The 16,854-nt window shown below is 70.7% G+C and carries 16 protein-coding genes; 8 read left to right on the forward strand and 8 right to left on the reverse strand.

All coding sequences use genetic code 11. From position 1 onward, the window contains the following. Positions 1 to 44 precede the first annotated feature (44 nt). Positions 45 to 932, forward strand: a complete 888-nt coding sequence (locus tag PUR53_RS05140) for a helix-turn-helix domain-containing protein (RefSeq protein WP_329907501.1) — start codon at positions 45 to 47, stop codon at positions 930 to 932. Here PUR53_RS05140 and PUR53_RS05145 read toward each other — a convergent pair. Both PUR53_RS05145 and PUR53_RS05150 read right to left on the reverse strand, forming a co-directional pair. After that, positions 916 to 1,068, reverse strand: a complete 153-nt coding sequence (locus PUR53_RS05145; protein ID WP_329895176.1) for a hypothetical protein — start codon at positions 1,066 to 1,068, stop codon at positions 916 to 918. The genes PUR53_RS05140 and PUR53_RS05145 overlap by 17 nt on opposite strands. Further along, positions 1,065 to 1,841: an SDR family NAD(P)-dependent oxidoreductase gene (locus PUR53_RS05150; protein WP_239756561.1), complete on the reverse strand. Its 777-nt coding sequence runs from the start codon at positions 1,839 to 1,841 to the stop codon at positions 1,065 to 1,067. Before PUR53_RS05150 ends, PUR53_RS05145 begins: the two co-directional genes overlap by 4 nt. Before the next feature lie 105 nt (positions 1,842 to 1,946). On the opposite strand from PUR53_RS05150, the gene PUR53_RS05155 reads away from it, so the two are divergent. Then, positions 1,947 to 2,390, forward strand: coding sequence for an ester cyclase (locus PUR53_RS05155; RefSeq protein ID WP_329895175.1), 444 nt, complete (start codon positions 1,947 to 1,949; stop codon positions 2,388 to 2,390). A gap of 13 nt (positions 2,391 to 2,403) precedes the next feature. On the opposite strand, the gene PUR53_RS05160 is transcribed toward PUR53_RS05155, so the two are convergent. Beyond that, the gene (locus tag PUR53_RS05160) at positions 2,404 to 2,739 is read right to left on the reverse strand and encodes a YnfA family protein (RefSeq protein ID WP_239756558.1); all 336 of its coding nucleotides are present in this window, start codon (positions 2,737 to 2,739) and stop codon (positions 2,404 to 2,406) included. A 48-nt stretch (positions 2,740 to 2,787) separates the two neighbouring features. Then, entirely contained in the window at positions 2,788 to 3,981 is a 1,194-nt protein-coding gene (locus PUR53_RS05165; RefSeq protein ID WP_329907502.1) for an RtcB family protein, read from the reverse strand. Between the two features lie 204 nt (positions 3,982 to 4,185). On the opposite strand from PUR53_RS05165, the gene PUR53_RS05170 reads away from it, so the two are divergent. From PUR53_RS05170 to PUR53_RS05180, 3 genes are all read left to right on the forward strand, one after another. Next, positions 4,186 to 5,049 (forward strand): DUF3558 domain-containing protein, encoded by an 864-nt coding sequence (locus PUR53_RS05170; protein WP_329895173.1) that lies wholly within the window; start codon positions 4,186 to 4,188, stop codon positions 5,047 to 5,049. A gap of 207 nt (positions 5,050 to 5,256) precedes the next feature. Then, entirely contained in the window at positions 5,257 to 6,180 is a 924-nt protein-coding gene (locus PUR53_RS05175; RefSeq protein WP_329895172.1) for a hypothetical protein, read from the forward strand. Positions 6,181 to 6,340: 160 nt separating this feature from the next. Continuing rightward, a complete protein-coding gene (locus tag PUR53_RS05180; RefSeq protein WP_329907534.1) occupies positions 6,341 to 7,696 on the forward strand; it encodes a DUF2637 domain-containing protein in 1,356 nt (451 codons plus the stop codon). A 65-nt stretch (positions 7,697 to 7,761) separates the two neighbouring features. Here the strand turns inward: PUR53_RS05180 and lysS are convergent, their stop codons facing one another. Then, positions 7,762 to 9,507 (reverse strand): lysine--tRNA ligase, encoded by a 1,746-nt coding sequence (lysS, locus tag PUR53_RS05185; protein WP_329895171.1) that lies wholly within the window; start codon positions 9,505 to 9,507, stop codon positions 7,762 to 7,764. Between the two features lie 412 nt (positions 9,508 to 9,919). On the opposite strand from lysS, the gene argS reads away from it, so the two are divergent. Beyond that, entirely contained in the window at positions 9,920 to 11,701 is a 1,782-nt protein-coding gene (gene argS / locus PUR53_RS05190) for an arginine--tRNA ligase (protein WP_329895170.1), read from the forward strand. A gap of 71 nt (positions 11,702 to 11,772) precedes the next feature. Here the strand turns inward: argS and PUR53_RS05195 are convergent, their stop codons facing one another. Then, positions 11,773 to 12,477 carry a hypothetical protein gene (locus PUR53_RS05195; RefSeq protein ID WP_329907503.1) on the reverse strand — a complete coding sequence of 235 codons (705 nt, stop codon included), beginning with the start codon at positions 12,475 to 12,477 and terminating at the stop codon, positions 11,773 to 11,775. A gap of 221 nt (positions 12,478 to 12,698) precedes the next feature. Here PUR53_RS05195 and PUR53_RS05200 point away from each other — a divergent pair, with 221 nt between their 5' ends. Then, positions 12,699 to 13,508 (forward strand): DUF4253 domain-containing protein, encoded by an 810-nt coding sequence (locus tag PUR53_RS05200; RefSeq protein WP_329895168.1) that lies wholly within the window; start codon positions 12,699 to 12,701, stop codon positions 13,506 to 13,508. A gap of 37 nt (positions 13,509 to 13,545) precedes the next feature. Here the strand turns inward: PUR53_RS05200 and PUR53_RS05205 are convergent, their stop codons facing one another. Then, positions 13,546 to 14,832, reverse strand: a complete 1,287-nt coding sequence (locus tag PUR53_RS05205) for an aminotransferase-like domain-containing protein (protein ID WP_329895167.1) — start codon at positions 14,830 to 14,832, stop codon at positions 13,546 to 13,548. Positions 14,833 to 14,960: 128 nt separating this feature from the next. Here PUR53_RS05205 and PUR53_RS05210 point away from each other — a divergent pair, with 128 nt between their 5' ends. Then, positions 14,961 to 15,890 carry a phosphotransferase family protein gene (locus tag PUR53_RS05210; RefSeq protein WP_329895166.1) on the forward strand — a complete coding sequence of 310 codons (930 nt, stop codon included), beginning with the start codon at positions 14,961 to 14,963 and terminating at the stop codon, positions 15,888 to 15,890. Positions 15,891 to 15,945: 55 nt separating this feature from the next. On the opposite strand, the gene PUR53_RS05215 is transcribed toward PUR53_RS05210, so the two are convergent. Then, positions 15,946 to 16,848, reverse strand: a complete 903-nt coding sequence (locus PUR53_RS05215; protein ID WP_329895223.1) for an SAM-dependent methyltransferase — start codon at positions 16,846 to 16,848, stop codon at positions 15,946 to 15,948. Between the last annotated feature and the right edge of the window lie 6 nt (positions 16,849 to 16,854).

The raw sequence follows: 16,854 nt of genomic DNA on the forward strand, positions 1-16,854 counted from the left end.
CCCGGGACGGCGGCCCTGTCAGTGCCCGTCCTTACGATCGGTCCATGGCCGCCCCACGCCGTGACACCCGAGGCATCGTCGACGCGCCCGAGCTCTTCGCCCGGGTCCGCTTCCGCCGCCGCGAGCCCGCCGAGCCGCTGCGCCCGTACCTGGAGCACTACTGGCTCATCGACTGGGACCTGCCCGAGCCGTACGTCACCCAGGTCGTCCCGCACCCCTCGGTCAACATCGTCTTCCAGCGGTACGAGGGACAGGAGCCCTTCGCGGAGATCTCCGGCATCGGCCACAGCCTCTTCACCCAGAAACTGGAGGGCAGGGGCCGGGTCTGCGGCATCCAGTTCCGCCCCGGCGGCTTCCGTCCCTTCGCCCCGGCCCACCCGGCGACCCACTGGACCGGCCGCCGGGTACGGCACCCCGAGGCCTTCCCCGACGCCTTCCCCGACGCCTTCCCCGACCTCTTCCCGGTGGCCTTCTCCGGCACGGCCCCGGCCCTCGATCCGGCCGCGATCCTCGCCCCGGACGACGAGGACACCCGGGTCGCCGCCCTCGACGCCTTCCTGACCGGGCTCGACCCGCGCCCCGACCCGCAGGCCGACCTCGCCATGACCCTCGTCGACCGCATCCGCACCGACCGGACGATCCGCCGCGTCACCGCCTTCGCCCGCGCCGAGGGCGTCTCCGTACGCGTCCTGCAGCGGCTGTTCTCCGCATACGTCGGCGTCGGCCCCAAGTGGGTGATCCTGCGCTACCGCATCCATGAGGCCCTGGAACGCGCCGAGACCGACCGGGCGATCGACTGGGCCGCCCTCGCCGCCGACCTCGGCTACGCCGACCAGGCCCACCTCGTCCGCGACTTCACGGCGACGGTGGGGGTGCCGCCGACGGCGTACGCACAGGCGGCGTCCCCCGGCGGACCTACTTCGCGTGCGTGACCGCGTAGATCATCACGAAGGCGACGAGGTGGATGCCGAAGAGGAAGTACGCGAGGTACCACCACACGTACCGCTCGTTCTTCTTCTCCTCGGCGAGCCGGCGCTTCTCGGGCGTCAGCTCCTCCTCCGCGCTCACAGCTCTCGGTGGACCTTGGTGTTGGAGGCCTGGGCGCGCGGGCGCAGGACCAGGAGGTCGACGTTCACATGGCTGGGCCGGGTGACCGCCCAGGTGATCGTGTCGGCGACGTCGTCGGCGGTCAGGGGCTCGGCGACGCCCTGGTAGACGCTCTCGGCCTTCTCCTTGTCGCCGCCGAAGCGGGTCAGCGCGAACTCGTCCGTCTTCACCATGCCGGGCGCCACCTCGATGACCCGCACCGGCGTCCCGACGATCTCCAGCCGCAGCGTCTCCGCCAGGACGTGCGCGCCGTGCTTGGCGGCGACATAGCCCGCGCCGCCCTCGTACGTCCCGTGCCCGGCCGTCGACGAGACCACGACCACCGTGCCGTCACCGCTCGCGGTCAGCGCGGGCAGCAGGGCCTGGGTGACATTCAGGGTGCCGATGACGTTCGTCTCGTACATCGTGCGCCAGTCGGCCGGATCGCCCGTCGCCACGGGGTCGGCGCCGAGCGCGCCGCCCGCGTTGTTGACCAGCACACCGATCTTCTTGAACGCGGTCGCGAACTCGTCGACCGCCGCGCGGTCCGTGACGTCCAGGGGGTACGCGGTGGCCTGCCCGCCGCCGTCGTTGATCTCCTCGGCCAGCGCCTCGATCCGGTCCTTGCGCCGCGCGGTGAGCACCACCCGGTACCCGGCCGCGGCGAGCTGCCGGGCCGTGGCGGCGCCGATCCCGCTGCTCGCACCGGTGACGACGGCGATGCGGGAGGCGGCGGACGGTACGGCGGTGGCCATGAGCTGCTCCTGAGGCGGTACGAATCGAACGTCGGTCTCTGCCCGGCCAGGATAGGCGTGCGGTGGGACAATGAGAGAGGTGATCCCCGGTACAGGAGGTGGATCATGGGACAGGCGCGCGAGCTGATGGACCAGCTCACCGAGGCGCTCACCACACACCAGGACCCCAAGACCCTCGCGAACCTCTTCGCGGAGGACGCGGTCGCCCACACCCCGGACGGTGGAGAGCTGCACGGCCGGGACGCCATCGCCGAGTACTGGCAGCAGATGACGGACGCCGTGCCCGAGGCCACGTACGAGTCGCTCTCCTCCTTCGAGGTCGGCGACACGGCCATCGACGAGGGAATCTTCAGCGGCACCAACACCGGCCCGCTGGCGTTCCCCGACGGAACGTCCATCCCCGCCACCCACAAGGACATCAGGATCCGCGGCGTGGACTTCGCCACCGTCCGGGACGGCCAGATCACCAGCTACCGGCTCTACTTCGACCAGCTGGGCTTCCTGGACCAACTCGGCCTGCTGCCGGAGGAGTTGGCACAGCCGTCCTAGCCGGCGGCCGCCCTCACCCACCGCGCGGCGCGTACATGATCACGGCCATGCCCGCGAGGCAGATCAACGCGCCCGTCACGTCCCAGCGGTCGGGCCGGTAGCCGTCCGCGACCATCCCCCAGGCGATCGACCCGGCGACGAAGATCCCCCCGTACGCGGCGAGGATCCGCCCGAAGTGCGCGTCCGGCTGGAACGTCGCCACGAACCCGTACGCCCCCAGCGCCACGACCCCGGCCCCGATCCACACCCACCCCCGGTGCTCCCGCACCCCCTGCCACACCAGCCAGGCCCCACCGATCTCGAACAACGCGGCGAGCAGGAACAGGGCGGCGGAACGGGCGATGACCATGTCCTCACCCTGCCACGGTGAGCCCAGGGGTCGCCGCGAGGCGGGGCGTCAGCCCTTCACGCACACGACCTGCTTCAGCTTCGCCACCACCCGCACCAGGTCCCGCTGCTGGTCGATGACCTGCTCGATCGGCTTGTAGGCGCCCGGGATCTCGTCCACGACGCCGGAGTCCTTGCGGCACTCCACGCCCCGCGTCTGCTCCTCCAGGTCCTTCGTCGAGAAGCGGCGCTTGGCGGCCGTCCGGCTCATCCGCCGACCGGCGCCGTGCGAGGCCGAGTTGAACGCCTTCTCGTTGCCGAGACCCTGCACGATGTACGAACCGGTGCCCATCGAGCCCGGGATGATCCCGTACTCACCGGAGCCCGCGCGGATCGCGCCCTTACGGGTCACCAGCAGGTCCATGCCGTCGTAGCGTTCCTCGGCCACGTAGTTGTGGTGGGCGCTGATCTCGGGCTCGAAGGTCGGCTTCGCCTTCTTGAACTCCTTGCGGACGACGTCCTTGAGGAGCGCCATCATGATCGAGCGGTTGTACTTCGCGTACTCCTGCGCCCAGAACAGGTCATTGCGGTACGCCGCCATCTGCGGGGTGTCCGCGATGAAGACGGCGAGGTCGCGGTCGACCAGACCCTGGTTGTGCGGGAGCTTCTGGGCGATGCCGATGTGATGCTCCGCCAGTTCCTTGCCGATGTTGCGGGAGCCGGAGTGCAGCATCAACCAGACGGAACCGGTCGTATCCGTGCAGATTTCGACAAAATGGTTGCCGCCACCAAGCGTTCCCATCTGCTTTTCCGCACGGTCATGACGGAACTTGACCGCCTCCGCCACCCCGTCGAACCGTCCCCAGAAGCCGTCCCAGCCCCCGGCAGCGAAGCCGTGCAGGTGTCCCGGGTCGACCGGGTCGGCGTGCATCCCCCGGCCGACCGGGATCGCCTGTTCGACCTTCGACCGCAGCCGGGACAGGTCCCCGGGGAGGTCATTGGCCGCCAGGGACGTCTTCACCGCCGACATCCCGCAGCCGATGTCGACGCCCACCGCCGCCGGACACACGGCCCCCCGCATGGCGATGACGGACCCGACCGTCGCGCCCTTGCCGTAGTGCACGTCCGGCATGACGGCGAGGCCCTTGATCCAGGGGAGCGTGGCGACGTTGCGGAGCTGCTGGAGCGCCCCCTCCTCCACCGACGCGGGGTCGGTCCACAGACGGATGGGTACCTTCGCACCCGGTATCTCGACGTACGACATTTCGCCCTCATCCCCCTGGAAAACCCATCAAAGTCACAGAACGCAAAACTGTCGCCAAGGTCTACGAATGGGATACCGGACCGGCGTTCACAGCAGTGCGTGCGATACACATGGTGCCCGGGGGTCACCCCCGGGCGGCAAGTGAATAACCACAGGCAGGACTGCGCAGGCGTCCCGAGGGACCCCGTCGAGAGGAGCCCCACCGTGCAGCGGAAGGCGTACGTACCCGGCGTCGCCGTGCTCCTCGCGGCACTGCTGGCCGCGTGCACGGGATCGAGCGACGACGGTTCCCCCGACGACCCCCGCCCGGGCGAGGCCACCGCCTCGGCCACCGTCGCCCAGCCCGGCCGCTACGACACGCTCCCGGAACCCTGCGCCTCGGTCGACCAGGACACCCTCGACACCCTCCTCCCCGGCATCGGGCAACTCCCCGACGAGGTCAGGCGCCAGCAGGCGTATGAGGGCAACGCGACGCAGGCGTACGACACGGACCGCAAGGCCGGCTGCCGCTGGAAGGTGGAGTCCGCGGACGCCACCCACTACCTCTTCGTCGACTTCGAGCGCATCGTGTCGTGGGGCAACGGGGTCAGCGACGACAGCAAGGCGCAGGAGGTCTACGGCGGGAAGGTCGAGGCGGCCGACCTGCCGGAGCCGACGCCGTCCGTGTCGGCGGAGGACAGCGAGGGCGCAGACGAGGGGACCGACGAGCCCGAGGAGACGCAGACGTCGGGCGGGGCCACCGCCGATCCGTCGACGAGCTCCTCGGCCTCCGCCTCCGGATCCGCCGCGTCCTCCGGATCCTCCTCCCCCTCCCCGAGCGCCTCCGGCACCCCCGCCTCCCTCCAGCCCCGCACGCTCGACGGTCTCGGCGACGAGGCGTTCCTCGACGACGCGCTCGGCACGAGCAAGCAGCGGACCGTGACTGTGGTGTTCCGCACGTCCAACGTGCTCGTGACCGTCGAGTACGAGGAGCAGCCGGCGACCACGACGGTGGTGCCGGACAGTGAGGAAATGCAGGACAGGGCCCGGAATCTGGCGGAGCGGCTGGCCGAGGCGTTCGACGACTGACGGCCGCCCGGGGGCGGTTCGGGTGCCCGCACGAACCATCTGAACCAGAACCGCACTTCTTCTTCACCGCGTACGGTGGCCTCTCGGAATCCCGATCCGATTGTCCGTTTGTCCGATTGCGAAGGAACCATGCGACGAGCCGCAGAGTCAGACCAGCATCAGTCACCGCGCAGCGAGCGTTCGCCACGGGTGGCGCGCCTCGGACAGATGGCGCGCCTCGGCCGGCACGAGCGTCCGGGCCGCTCCCGGGCCCTCGTCGGCGCGGCGGTCGTGCCGGTGATGCTGCTGGCGGTCGGCTGTTCGTCGGACTCCGGCTCCGACAGCGCCTCCGGTGACGAGACCCCGGCGGGCGCGGAGCAGTCGGTGAAGGAGAGCGCCACGCCGGAGGTCGTCGCCGCGAAGTACGCGTCGCTGCCGGACGCGTGCGAGGTGTTCCCCGACAAGACGCTGAAGTCGCTGGTCCCCGAGGGCGTGAAGTCCGGCAAGGCGATCAACAAGGCCGAGGCGGACGTGACCGGCGACTGCCGCTGGATCAGCCTCGACAACAACGGTGTGGACGGCTCCCAGTACCGCTGGCTGAGCGTCTCCCTGCACCTGCTGCCCTCGGACGCGGCGAACGGCCCGGGCGAGGACCGCGCGGCCAAGGCGCTCGAGTCGAAGGTGACCGCGGCGAAGGCCGTGGACGGGGCGAAGAACGTCAAGACGGAGCCGGCGACGGGCCTGGGCGACCAGGCGACCGTGGTCAAGTACGACCTGAAGAAGGACGGGGACACCTTCAAGCAGCAGACGATCGTGGTGCGCACGGAGAACGTGGTCATCACGCTCGACTACAACGGTGCCGGTCTGGCCGGTGAGAAGACCCCGGACGCGGCCGCGCTGCTGAAGTCCGCGAAGTCCGCCGCCGAGGACGCCGTGAAGGCGATCGAGGACGCGAACGACGGCACGGACACGTCGGCCTCGCCGTCGGCGTCGCCGTCGAAGAGTGCTTCCAAGACGCCGTCGAAGGAAGCGACGAAGGCGGCGGCGTCGGGTGGTTCCGGCGCGGACGTGAGTTCCGACGCAGACGGTGGCTCGGATTCCGATTCGGACTCGGGTTCGTCCACCTCCGGCAGCCGGAAGACCAAGTCGTAGCCCCACCTCACCTGGTGGTTCGTCGGAGCCCGGCCCCCGCGGAGGCCGGGCTCGACGCCCTCCGGCAACTCGTTCGCCGTACACATGTGCCACTCTGTTGCGCGCAACAACACGCAAGGGGAGGGGAGTACGGGTGGCCGCGCCAATGCAGCTGACTCGAATGCACCGCGTTCTCATCGGCGTGGTCGTGTTCGGCGCCGTCATCATCGCCGGGATCGGCTTCGCGGGTTCGTACGCGGCGGTCCGGGAACTGGCGGTCCAGAAGGGCTTCGGGAACTTCTCGTACGTCTTCCCGATCGGTATCGACGCGGGCATCTGTGTGCTGCTCGCCCTGGACCTGCTGCTGACCTGGATCCGCATCCCCTTCCCGCTGCTGCGCCAGACGGCGTGGCTGCTGACGGCGGCGACGATCGCGTTCAACGGCGCGGCAGCCTGGCCGGACCCGCTGGGCGTGGGCATGCACTCGGTGATCCCGATCCTGTTCGTCGTCGCGGTCGAGGCCGCCCGGCACGCGGTCGGCCGGATCGCCGACATCACCGCCGACAAGCACATGGAGGGCGTCCGCCTCACCCGCTGGCTGCTCTCCCCGCTCCCCACCTTCCTGCTCTGGCGCCGGATGAAGCTCTGGGAGCTCCGCTCCTACGACCAGGTCATCAAGCTGGAGCAGGAACGTCTCGTCTACCAGGCCCGCCTCCGCTCCCGCTACGGCCGCGCCTGGCGCCGCAAGGCCCCGGTCGAATCCCTGATGCCCCTCCGCCTGGCCCGCTACGGCGTCCCCCTGGCGGACACGGCCCCGGCGGGTTTGGCGGCGGCGGGCATAGAACCGGCGCTACTGCCGCCGGCCCCGCAGGTCGAGGTCGAGGTCGCCCCAGCTGCGGGCAGTCGTGCCGCTGGGGCGGCACAGGTGGGCGCGGCGGCACCTCCCAGCGAGCAGCGCCCTCAGCTGGAGAGCACCCGCACCCAGCAGCGGCTGGACCACGCCGGGCAGCGGGAGCAGGGCTATGCCGAGCAGGAACCCCCGGTCGACGAGAGCCCATGGCTCCACGCCCGCCACCCCCAGGAGGTCCCCTACCAGGGCGGCTACGACCCCTCGTACGACCCGGAGGAACAGTACGAGGGGTGGTACGAGGAGCAGGACCCGGAGCAGTACCAGCGCTTCGAGCCGGACCCCCGGGATCCCCGCTTCCAGCAGCAACAGTTCGAGGCCCCCGAACTGCAGCAGCAGCCGGAACCCTCCCCCGAGGAGACCGGCAGCTTCCCCATCCCGGCCGGCCCCGGCCGCACGCGTGAGCTGGGCGAGGGCGGCGGCACCCCCGAACCCGCCGCCCCGGACGAGGAGTCGTACTACCAGGTCTTCAAGAAGTCGATCAACGGCAGCTACCCGACGCCACGCGAGTTCGTCGACAACGTGGAGGCCGAGTTCCGCGTCACCCTCCCCGCGGAGGAGTCGAGGCGGATGGTCAACCGCTTCACCAACCGCCACACCGCGGAGCTGGAAGAGGACCACATCGCCTGAGCCACGCGCAGACGGCGATGGGGCGCCCGGTGGTCACCGGGCGCCCCATCGCCGTATCACGCGGTCTACTCCCCGAGCAGGGCCCGCACCCGCTCCTGCCCCACCGCCAACAGCAGCGTGGGCAGACGCGGCCCCGTGTCCCGCCCGACGAGCAGGTGGTACAGCAGGGCGAAGAACGACCGCTGGGCCGTCTTGATCTCCGCCGGCAGCTCCTTGGGCGTGGCGTCCGCCGAGAACCCGGCCTGCACCTTGGGCACGCCGTAGACGAGATGCGTGAGCCCGTCGAGCGACCAGTGCTCGGCGAGCCCGTCGAGCAGCAGCCGCAGCGACTGCTGGGACGCCTCGTCGAGGGACTTCAGCAGCTCGGCGTCGGCCTCCTGGCGCACGATGGTCCGCTGGTCGGCGGGGACGTGCGTGTTGATCCAGGCCTCGGCCCTGTCGAGCCGCGGCCGCACCTCGTCGAGACCGGACAGCGGGTCGGTGGGGTCGAGTTCGCTGAGGATGCGCAGGGTCTGGTCCTCGGCACCCGCCGTGATGTCGGCGACGGACGCGAGGGTCCGGTACGGCATCGGGCGGGGCGTGCGCGGCAGCTCACCGGCGGCCGTGCCCACCGCGCGGGAGTGCGCGGCGACATCGGCCGGCAGGGCGGACCCGTCCGCGACCTTGGCGTCGAGCTTGTCCCACTCGTCGTAGAGCCGCTGGATCTCCTGGTCGAAGGCGATCTTGAAGGACTGGTTGGGCCGGCGGCGGGCGTAGAGCCAGCGCAGCAGCTGCGGCTCCATGATCTTCAGCGCGTCGCCGGGTGTGGGCACCCCGCCCTTGGACGACGACATCTTGGCCATGCCGCTGATGCCGACGAAGGCGTACATCGGCCCGATGGGCTGCTCGCCCCCGAAGATCCCGACGATCTGCCCACCGACCTGGAAGCTCGACCCCGGCGAGGAGTGGTCGACGCCGCTCGGCTCGAACACGACGCCCTCGTACGCCCACCGCATCGGCCAGTCGACCTTCCAGACGAGCTTGCCGCGGTTGAACTCGTTCAGCGCGACGGTCTCGGAGAAGCCGCAGGCGGTGCAGGTGTAGGTCAGCTCGGTGGTGTCGTCGTCGTAGGCGGTGACGGTGGTGAGGTCCTTGCCGCACTGCCCGCAGTAGGGCTTGTACGGGAAGTACCCGGCGGAGCCGGAGCTGCCGTCGTCCTCACCGGCGGCGCCGGACCCCTCGGCGGCCTCGATCTCGGCCTCGTCGAGCGGCTTCTGCTGCTTCTGCTGCTTGGCCGGGGCCTTCTTGGTCCGGTACTGGTCGAGGATCGCGTCGATGTCGCCGCGGTGCTTCATGGCGTGCAGGATCTGCTCGCGGTACACGCCGGAGGTGTACTGCGCGGTCTGGCTGATCCCGTCGAACTCGACGCCCATCTCGGCGAGCGCGTCGACCATCGCCGCCTTGAAGTGCTCGGCCCAGTTGGGGTGGGCGGAGCCCTGGGGGGCGGGCACGGAGGTGAGCGGCTTGCCGATGTGCTCGGCCCAGGAGCCGTCGACGCCGTCGACGCCGTTCGGGACCTTGCGGTAGCGGTCGTAGTCGTCCCAGGAGATCAGATGCCGGACCTGGTGCCCGCGGCGGCGGATCTCGTCGGCGACGAGGTGCGGGGTCATGACCTCGCGGAGGTTGCCGAGGTGGATGGGGCCGGACGGCGACAGGCCGGACGCGACGACGACCGGTTTGCCCGGGGCCCGACGCTCCGACTCCTCGATGACCTCATCCGCGAAACGGGAGACCCAGTCGGTGGTCTCGGTGCTCTGAGCCACGATCGGCACGTCCTCTTTTCCTGGAGTTTCCATGGCCGCCGGTTACGGTCCCGGGCGACCGCGCCATTCTCCCAGCCTTTCACTCCGTGGGTCGAACCGGGCGCCTAATAAACGGGGGGTACGGGTGCGTGGGCGACCGCGGCCCGGCGGGGGTTGCTCGCGCACTTCCCCGCGCCCCTAAAAGATCAGGCCCTGCGGGCCTGAAAGACCACGGCCCTGCGGGCCTGAAAAGCACGGGGCGGAGCCCCTGCTTTTCAGGGGCGCGGGGAACTGCGCGAGAAGCCCCACCCACCCGCACCCCCCGACGCACCGAACCCCCCACCCCGGAAGGCACCCCCATCTCGCCGCAAGAAAACCCCTTTACCCCCCATGGGATACTGAACGACATCCACCCGTACCCCAAGGAGAACGGCTCCCCCTGATGGCTTCGGTCACGTCCCTCACCGCCTCCGTCAACGCGCGCCTCGCCGCCGCCCTCGCCTCCGCCCTGCCGGACGCCGACGGAGTCGACCCGCTGCTGCGACGCAGCGACCGGGCGGACTACCAGGCGAACGGGATCCTCGCGCTGGCCAAGAAGGCGAAGGCCAACCCGAGGGAGCTGGCCACCCAGGTCGTCGCCCGGGTGGAGTCCGGCGAGCTGATCAAGGACATCGAGGTCTCCGGCCCCGGCTTCCTCAACATCACCCTCACCGACGGCGCGATCACCGAGAACCTCGCCGCGCGGTACGCGGACGACACCGGCCGGCTCGGCGTCCCCACAGCGGAGCGCCCCGGCACCACGGTCATCGACTACGCCCAGCCGAACGTGGCCAAGGAGATGCACGTCGGCCACCTCCGTTCCGCCGTGATCGGTGACGCGGTCGTCCAGATCCTGGAGTTCACCGGCGAGGACGTGATCCGCAGGCACCACATCGGCGACTGGGGCACCCAGTTCGGCATGCTGATCCAGTACCTGGACGAGCACCCGCACGAGCTGGACCACAAGGAGGGCGAGGACCTCCAGAAGTCCGGCGAGCAGGCCATGTCGAACCTGGACCGGCTGTACAAGACGGCCAGGAAGCTCTTCGACTCCGACGAGGAGTTCAAGACGCGGGCCCGCCGCAGGGTGGTCGACCTCCAGGCCGGCGACCCGCACACCCTCGCCACGTGGCAGAAGTTCGTCGACGAGTCGAAGATCTACTTCTTCTCCGTCTTCGAGAAGCTCGACATGGAGATCCGGGACGCCGACATCGTCGGCGAGTCCGGCTACAACGACATGCTCGCGGAGACCTGCCGCCTCCTGGAGGAGCAGGGCGTGGCCGTCCGCTCGGAAGGCGCCCTGTGTGTCTTCTTCGACGACATCAAGGGCCCGGACGGCAACCCGGTCCCCCTGATCGTGCAGAAGTCGGACGGCGGCTACGGCTACGCGGCCACCGACCTGTCCGCCATCAGGGACCGCGTCTTCAGCCTCAAGGCGAACTCCCTCCTGTACGTCGTGGACGCCCGCCAGTCCCTGCACTTCAAGATGGTCTTCGAGACCGCGCGCAGGGCGGGCTGGCTGAACGACGGGGACGTCAAGGCGTTCCAGCTGGCCTTCGGGACGGTCCTCGGCAAGGACGGCAAGCCGTTCAAGACCCGTGAGGGCGAGACGGTCCGCCTGGTCGACCTGCTCGACGAGGCGATCGACCGCGCCACGACGGTGGTCCGGGAGAAGGCCGAGAAGGTGGGCCTGACGGAGGAGGAGATCGTCGAGAACGGCCGCTACGTCGGCATCGGCGCGGTCAAGTACGCCGACCTGTCCACCTCCGCCGTCCGGGACTACAAGTTCGACCTGGACCAGATGGTCTCGCTGAACGGCGACACGTCCGTCTACCTCCAGTACGCGTACGCCCGTATCCAGTCGATCCTCCGCAAGGCGGGAGAGGCCCGCCCGACCGCCCACCCGGAGCTCGAACTGGCCCCGGCGGAGCGCGCGTTGGGTCTGCACCTGGACCAGTTCGGCGAGACCGTGGCCGAGGTCGCGGAGTCGTACGAGCCGCACAAGCTGGCCGCGTACCTCTTCAAGCTGGCGACTCTGCTGACCACGTTCTACGACCAGTGCCTGGTCCTGAAGGCCGACACCCCGGCCCAGATGGAGAACCGTCTGTTCCTGATCGACCTGACGGCCCGCACCCTGCACCGCGGCATGGCCCTGCTGGGCATCAGGACGCCCGACAAGCTCTGACCGAGGCCAGGGGGAAGGGGCGGGCGCCGCGCGGCGCCCGCCCCTTCCCCCTGTGCCGGTCACGACACAGCTCAGGCGTTCGACAGGCGGGCGCCGAACTTCTGGCCGGCGAAGCTGGTGATGGCCTGCTTCTTCACGAGGGGGCCCTTGCCGACGGACCTGTACTGCGGGGCCAGGTTCCAGGTGACGGTCGCGGTGATCGTGTTCGTGCCGGAGACGGCGTTCTTCACCGGCTTGATGACGAAGGCACGGTTCATATTGACCACCGAGCGCTTGACCTTGCGCGCCTTGATGCCGTTCTTGACCGTGTAGCTGAAGTCGACCCTCTGGGTGACGACCGGGATGTCGTAGATGCGCTCGGTGGCGGTGAAGGTCAGGGAGATGTCGCGGCCGCCGGAGACGACCTTGTTGGAGCCCTTGACGACACCGGAGAAGCGGACGTCCTTGTTGTACGCGACCTCCTTGGTGTTCCCCTTCTTCACGCCCCCGGCGAAGCTCAGCTCGAACGCCTTGGTGACGGACCGGTTCTGCAGGTAGTCCACGAACCTCTGCTGCTTCGCCGTGGGCAGTTTGTCGAAGGCCTTGAGGACCTTCCGCGAGGCCGCCAGGTCGTCGTTGTTCAGCAGCCAGGAGCGGTAGTCCTTGACCGTGAGCCTGGCCGGCTGTGCCTGCGGGGCGGCCACGGCGGTGCCGCCGGCGGCGACGCCGGTGAACACCAGGGCGCCGACGCCGGCGGCGAGGACGCCGGTGCGGGCGGCGGCGGTGAGTGTGCGCATGGTGAGGGGCCTTCCGGCGGTGAGGGGTCGTCGTGTGCGGCACCCCCGACTCGGTGTCGACCGGAGCCTGGGCCGCACAACCAACCTATTTTTCGGACGAGTCGGCCGGAATCGTCTCTTCGGGCAGTGCCCCTCGGGACACTGTGGCGACGCACGCGCGCAGAGGCGGTCCGACCCCACCGGCCGGGTCACTGTCAGTGGCGGCCCCTACAGTCACACCCATGGCGACACTTCCCAACCCGCTGCCCCAGCTGGCGGCCGACCCGAGCGGGCGCGTGCTCGGGCTTGCACTCCCGCTTCCGCAGGGGAGGTTGATCGACACCACGGACGAGGGTCCGTGGCACGAGCCACTGCTGTGGTGCGCGGACGAGACGGCGGCGCCGGGCGCCTGGACCGCCGTCCAGCCCGCCCGCCGCACGGCGGGCCTCCTCCCGGTGCTGCTGGACGTCGGCGGCGACCAGGGCGGTCCGGAGGAGTGGGAGCTGCTGCCCGGCGAGACGACCTACCCCGGCGACCACGACGCCGACGAGGTCCTGGCCGAGTTCTGGGACGCGTACGCCACCGCCGAGGACCCCGACTGGCCGGGCCTCACCGACGCCCCCTCGTCCGCCCCGGGTGCCGTGACCGACCCCGACGCCCTCGCCGCCGAGACCGCCGACGCCCTGGTCGAGGACCCCTCGCGGCTGAAGGACCCCCGCCTCGCTCTCGTCCCCGCCCGCCGCAGCGCCGACATCCCGGCGGCCATCGGCTGGACCGGCCCGACGAACCACGAGAACGACGTGGCGAGGCTCTGCGCGGTCCTGCGCTCCTGGGAGGACCGCTTCGGCATACGCGTCGTCGCCCTCGCCTACGACCACCTCGTCCTCTCCGTGGCCACCCCGCCCACCACCGAGGCCGAGGCCGAAGCCGTGGCCGTCGAGCACTTCGCCTTCTGCCCCGACAACATCTGGCAGGGCACGACCGACGGCACCCGCGGCTCCTACGCCCACACCCTCCTCAACGCCCCCACCTGGTCCTTCTGGTGGGACTGAGCCCGCCCACCCCAGACCTCCAGCCCACCCCCGGCCCTCAGCCCTCTCCCCGCAACCCCGCCCCCAACCGCCGCAGCCCCTCCCGGATCTCCTCCGGTGTCTGCGTCACGAAGCACAGGCGCAGCGTCGAGCGGTCGGGCTCGCCGGCGTAGAAGGGTGCCCCGGGCACGTACGCCACGTCCCGTGCGACCACGCGCGGCAGCAGCGCGCCGGTGTCGTGGGAGGAGGGGAGGCGGGCCCAGAGGAACATGCCGCCCTCGGGCCGGTTCCACGTGGAGCCCGCCGGGAGCGCTTCGGCGAGGCCCGCGAGCATGGCGTCACGCCGCTCCCGGTACGCGCCGGCGACCCGCAGGACATGGGCGTCCAGATCACGGTCGGCCAGATACCGCGCCGCGGCGAGCTGGTTGACGGTCGGGGTGTGCAGGTCGGCCGCCTGCTTGGCGACCACGCACGCCCGCCTCAGCTCGGCGGGCGCGCGCAGCCAGCCCAGCCGCATCCCGGGGGCCATGACCTTGGAGAAGGAGCCCAGCAGCGCCGTACGGTCCTCGGCGCCCGGGTACGAGGCGATCCACGGCACCCGGTCGCCCTCGAAGCGGAGTTCGCCGTACGGGTCGTCCTCGACGATCCACAGTCCGCGCCGGGCGGCCACGGAGGCGACGGCCGCCCGCCGCTCGGCGGGCAGCGTGCGCCCGGTCGGGTTCTGGAAGGTGGGCACGGTGTAGAAGAGCTTGGGCCGGTGCCGTACCACCGCCTCCTCCAGCGCGACCGGATCGACCCCGTGCGCGTCGCCCGGCACGGCCACCACCCGCGCCCCCGCGAACCGGAACGCCTGGAGTGCCGCGAGATAGCAGGGATCCTCGACCAGGACGACGTCCCCCGGCTCCAGCAGCGCAGTGGCGAGCAGCGACAGCGCCTGTTGCGACCCGGTGGTGACGAGCACTTCGTCCGCGCCGGTCGCCAGCCCGCGCGCCCCGTACCGCGCCGCGAGCGCCGCCCGGAGCACCGGCTCGCCCTCGGTCGTCGCGTACTGCAGGGCGCGCCCCGCGGACTCGGCGAGCACATCGCGGTAGGCGGCCGCTATCCCCTCCGTGTCGAACAGCTCCGGTGCGGGCAGTCCACCCGCAAAGTTGACGACTTCGGGACGCGAGGTGACGGCGAGGATGTCTCGAACGGGGGAACCCCCGACGGTCGCGACCCGCTCGGCGAGACGGGGCACGGCCGCCCCGGCGCCGATCCCGCCCGCGTCCCCCGGACCGTCCCCGGCCCCCGCCCTCGCGACAAACCCCACGTCATACACGGCACGTTCGGCATCCACGGCACCCATCCCACGGCTCCTTCGCCATTCCGGGGCGGCGCGACCCCGCCCGTGCCCGCACCCTAGACAGGTGCATGCCCCTTACACCCACCATTTCCGCGATGCGGACGGCCCTCGCCACCCCCTAGGCTGCGCGCATGCTGCCCAGCGTGGACACGAACGACGAGTTGCAAGAAGTCGTCGGTGACGAGGCGCTGCTGCGACCGGCCGCCCAGGATCTCTGCGGCTCGCTCGGTCTCGCAGGCGCGCGGATCGTGCGTTTCGCCGAGGGCTCGCTGCCGGTGTACGCCGTCGGCGACGCCCTCGTCCTCAAGCTGTATCCGGGTTTCGAAGCCGCGGAAGCCGTCCGCGAAGCCCGCCTGCTGTCGATCCTGTGGGGCAAACTCCCCATCCCCACACCGAGATTGCACTCGGCGGACCAGTACAAGAACGGCTGGCGCTATGTGCTGATGTCCCGCCTGCCCGGCGAGGACCTCATCGAGGCCTGGCCCCGGATCCCACGGCCCGACCAGGAACGGGTCATCGCCGAGGCCGCCGAGGGCCTCGCCGCCCTGCACGCTCTGGACGCCACTCCGGTCGTCCCGGTCACCGGGCCGACGGACTGGGGCAGGTTCGTCGCCGCCCAGCGCGCGGCGGCGGTCGAGCAGCAGGTGAGCGGCGGTCTCACGGAACCCTGGCTCGAACAGATCCCGGACTTCCTCCGCTCGGTCCCCCTGCCCGCCCAGCGCCGCCCGGTCCTGCTGCACACCGAGTTCATGCGCGACCACCTGACCGTCGACCCGCACGACGGCTGGCGCCTGACCGGCCTCTTCGACTTCGAGCCGGCCATGGTCGGCGACCCCGCCTACGACTTCGTCAGCGTCGCCCTCTTCCTCACCCGAGCCGACCCGGCCCTCCTCAAGCTCTTCTACGAGGCTTACGGCCACCCCCCGTTCGACCCCCGCGAGCTGATGGCCTACACCCTCCTGCACGTCTACAGCGACCTGAACTGGTACCTGCGCAGCCTGCCGGCCCCGCCCAGCCAGACCCTGGACTCCCTGGCGGAGACGTGGTTCGGAACCGGATGACGGCGCCTGGGTGGCGCGGGGGTTGAAGGGGGGCAGGGCAGGGCCGGGCCCTTCCTCAGCCCTTGCGCCCCACCGCCGCGTACACGTTGATGTCCGCGTCGGTCACATCGTTGATGTCCCGATACCGAACCCGCTCGATGTCGTCCATCCCGGCCAGCACGTGCGGCTCCGCCGCCGGAGGCACCGGCGCACCGTCCGAGAACCGCCAGTGGTGCGCCGGCACCACCCCGGGCTCGTCCACCACGAGCCCGCTCTCCTCGAAGAACCGGGCCACCTCGTCCTTGGACCGCAGCACGAAGGTGAACCCCCGCTTGGTGTAGGTCTCCTGGACCGCGCGGATGTTCGCGGGGTTGAGGTCCTCGGTCAGATGGCTGAGGACCAGCCGACTGCCGGCGGGCAGCGCCCGCACCAGTTCCCGCACCACGGGGTACGCCTCGTCGTCCTCCACGAAGTGCAGGATCGCCACCAGGCACAGCGCGATCGGCCGGTCGAAGTCGAGCGTCTTCGCGGCCGCTTCGAGGATCCCCGCCGGTGACGTCAGGTCGGCGTCGATGTAGTCCGTGGCACCCTCGGGCCCACTCGTGAGCAACGCGCGGGCGTGGGCGAGCACCACCGGGTCGTTGTCGACATACACGACCCGCGAGTCGGGGACGAGCGCCTGCGCGATCTGGTGCACGTTCTCGGCGGTCGGCAGGCCGGTGCCGATGTCGAGGAACTGCCGGATGCCCTCGTCCTTGGCGAGCGTGGTCACCGCGCGGCGCATGAAGTCACGGTTGTGCCGGACGTCCAGGTAGCCACGCGGATTGGCGGCCAGCGCCGCGGCGGCCGCCTCGCGGTCCACGGGGTAGTTGTCCTTGCCGCCGAGGAAGACGTCGTAGACCCGTGCCGGGTGCGCCTTGGTGGTGTCGATCCTCTTCCGCAGCTCGGCGGGGTCCTGGCTGAGCGCGTCACCGGCCATGAAGCT

Source organism: Streptomyces sp. SP18BB07 (assembly GCF_036322545.1).
In the GTDB taxonomy this organism is placed as follows: Bacteria; Actinomycetota; Actinomycetes; order Streptomycetales; family Streptomycetaceae; genus Streptomyces; species Streptomyces deccanensis.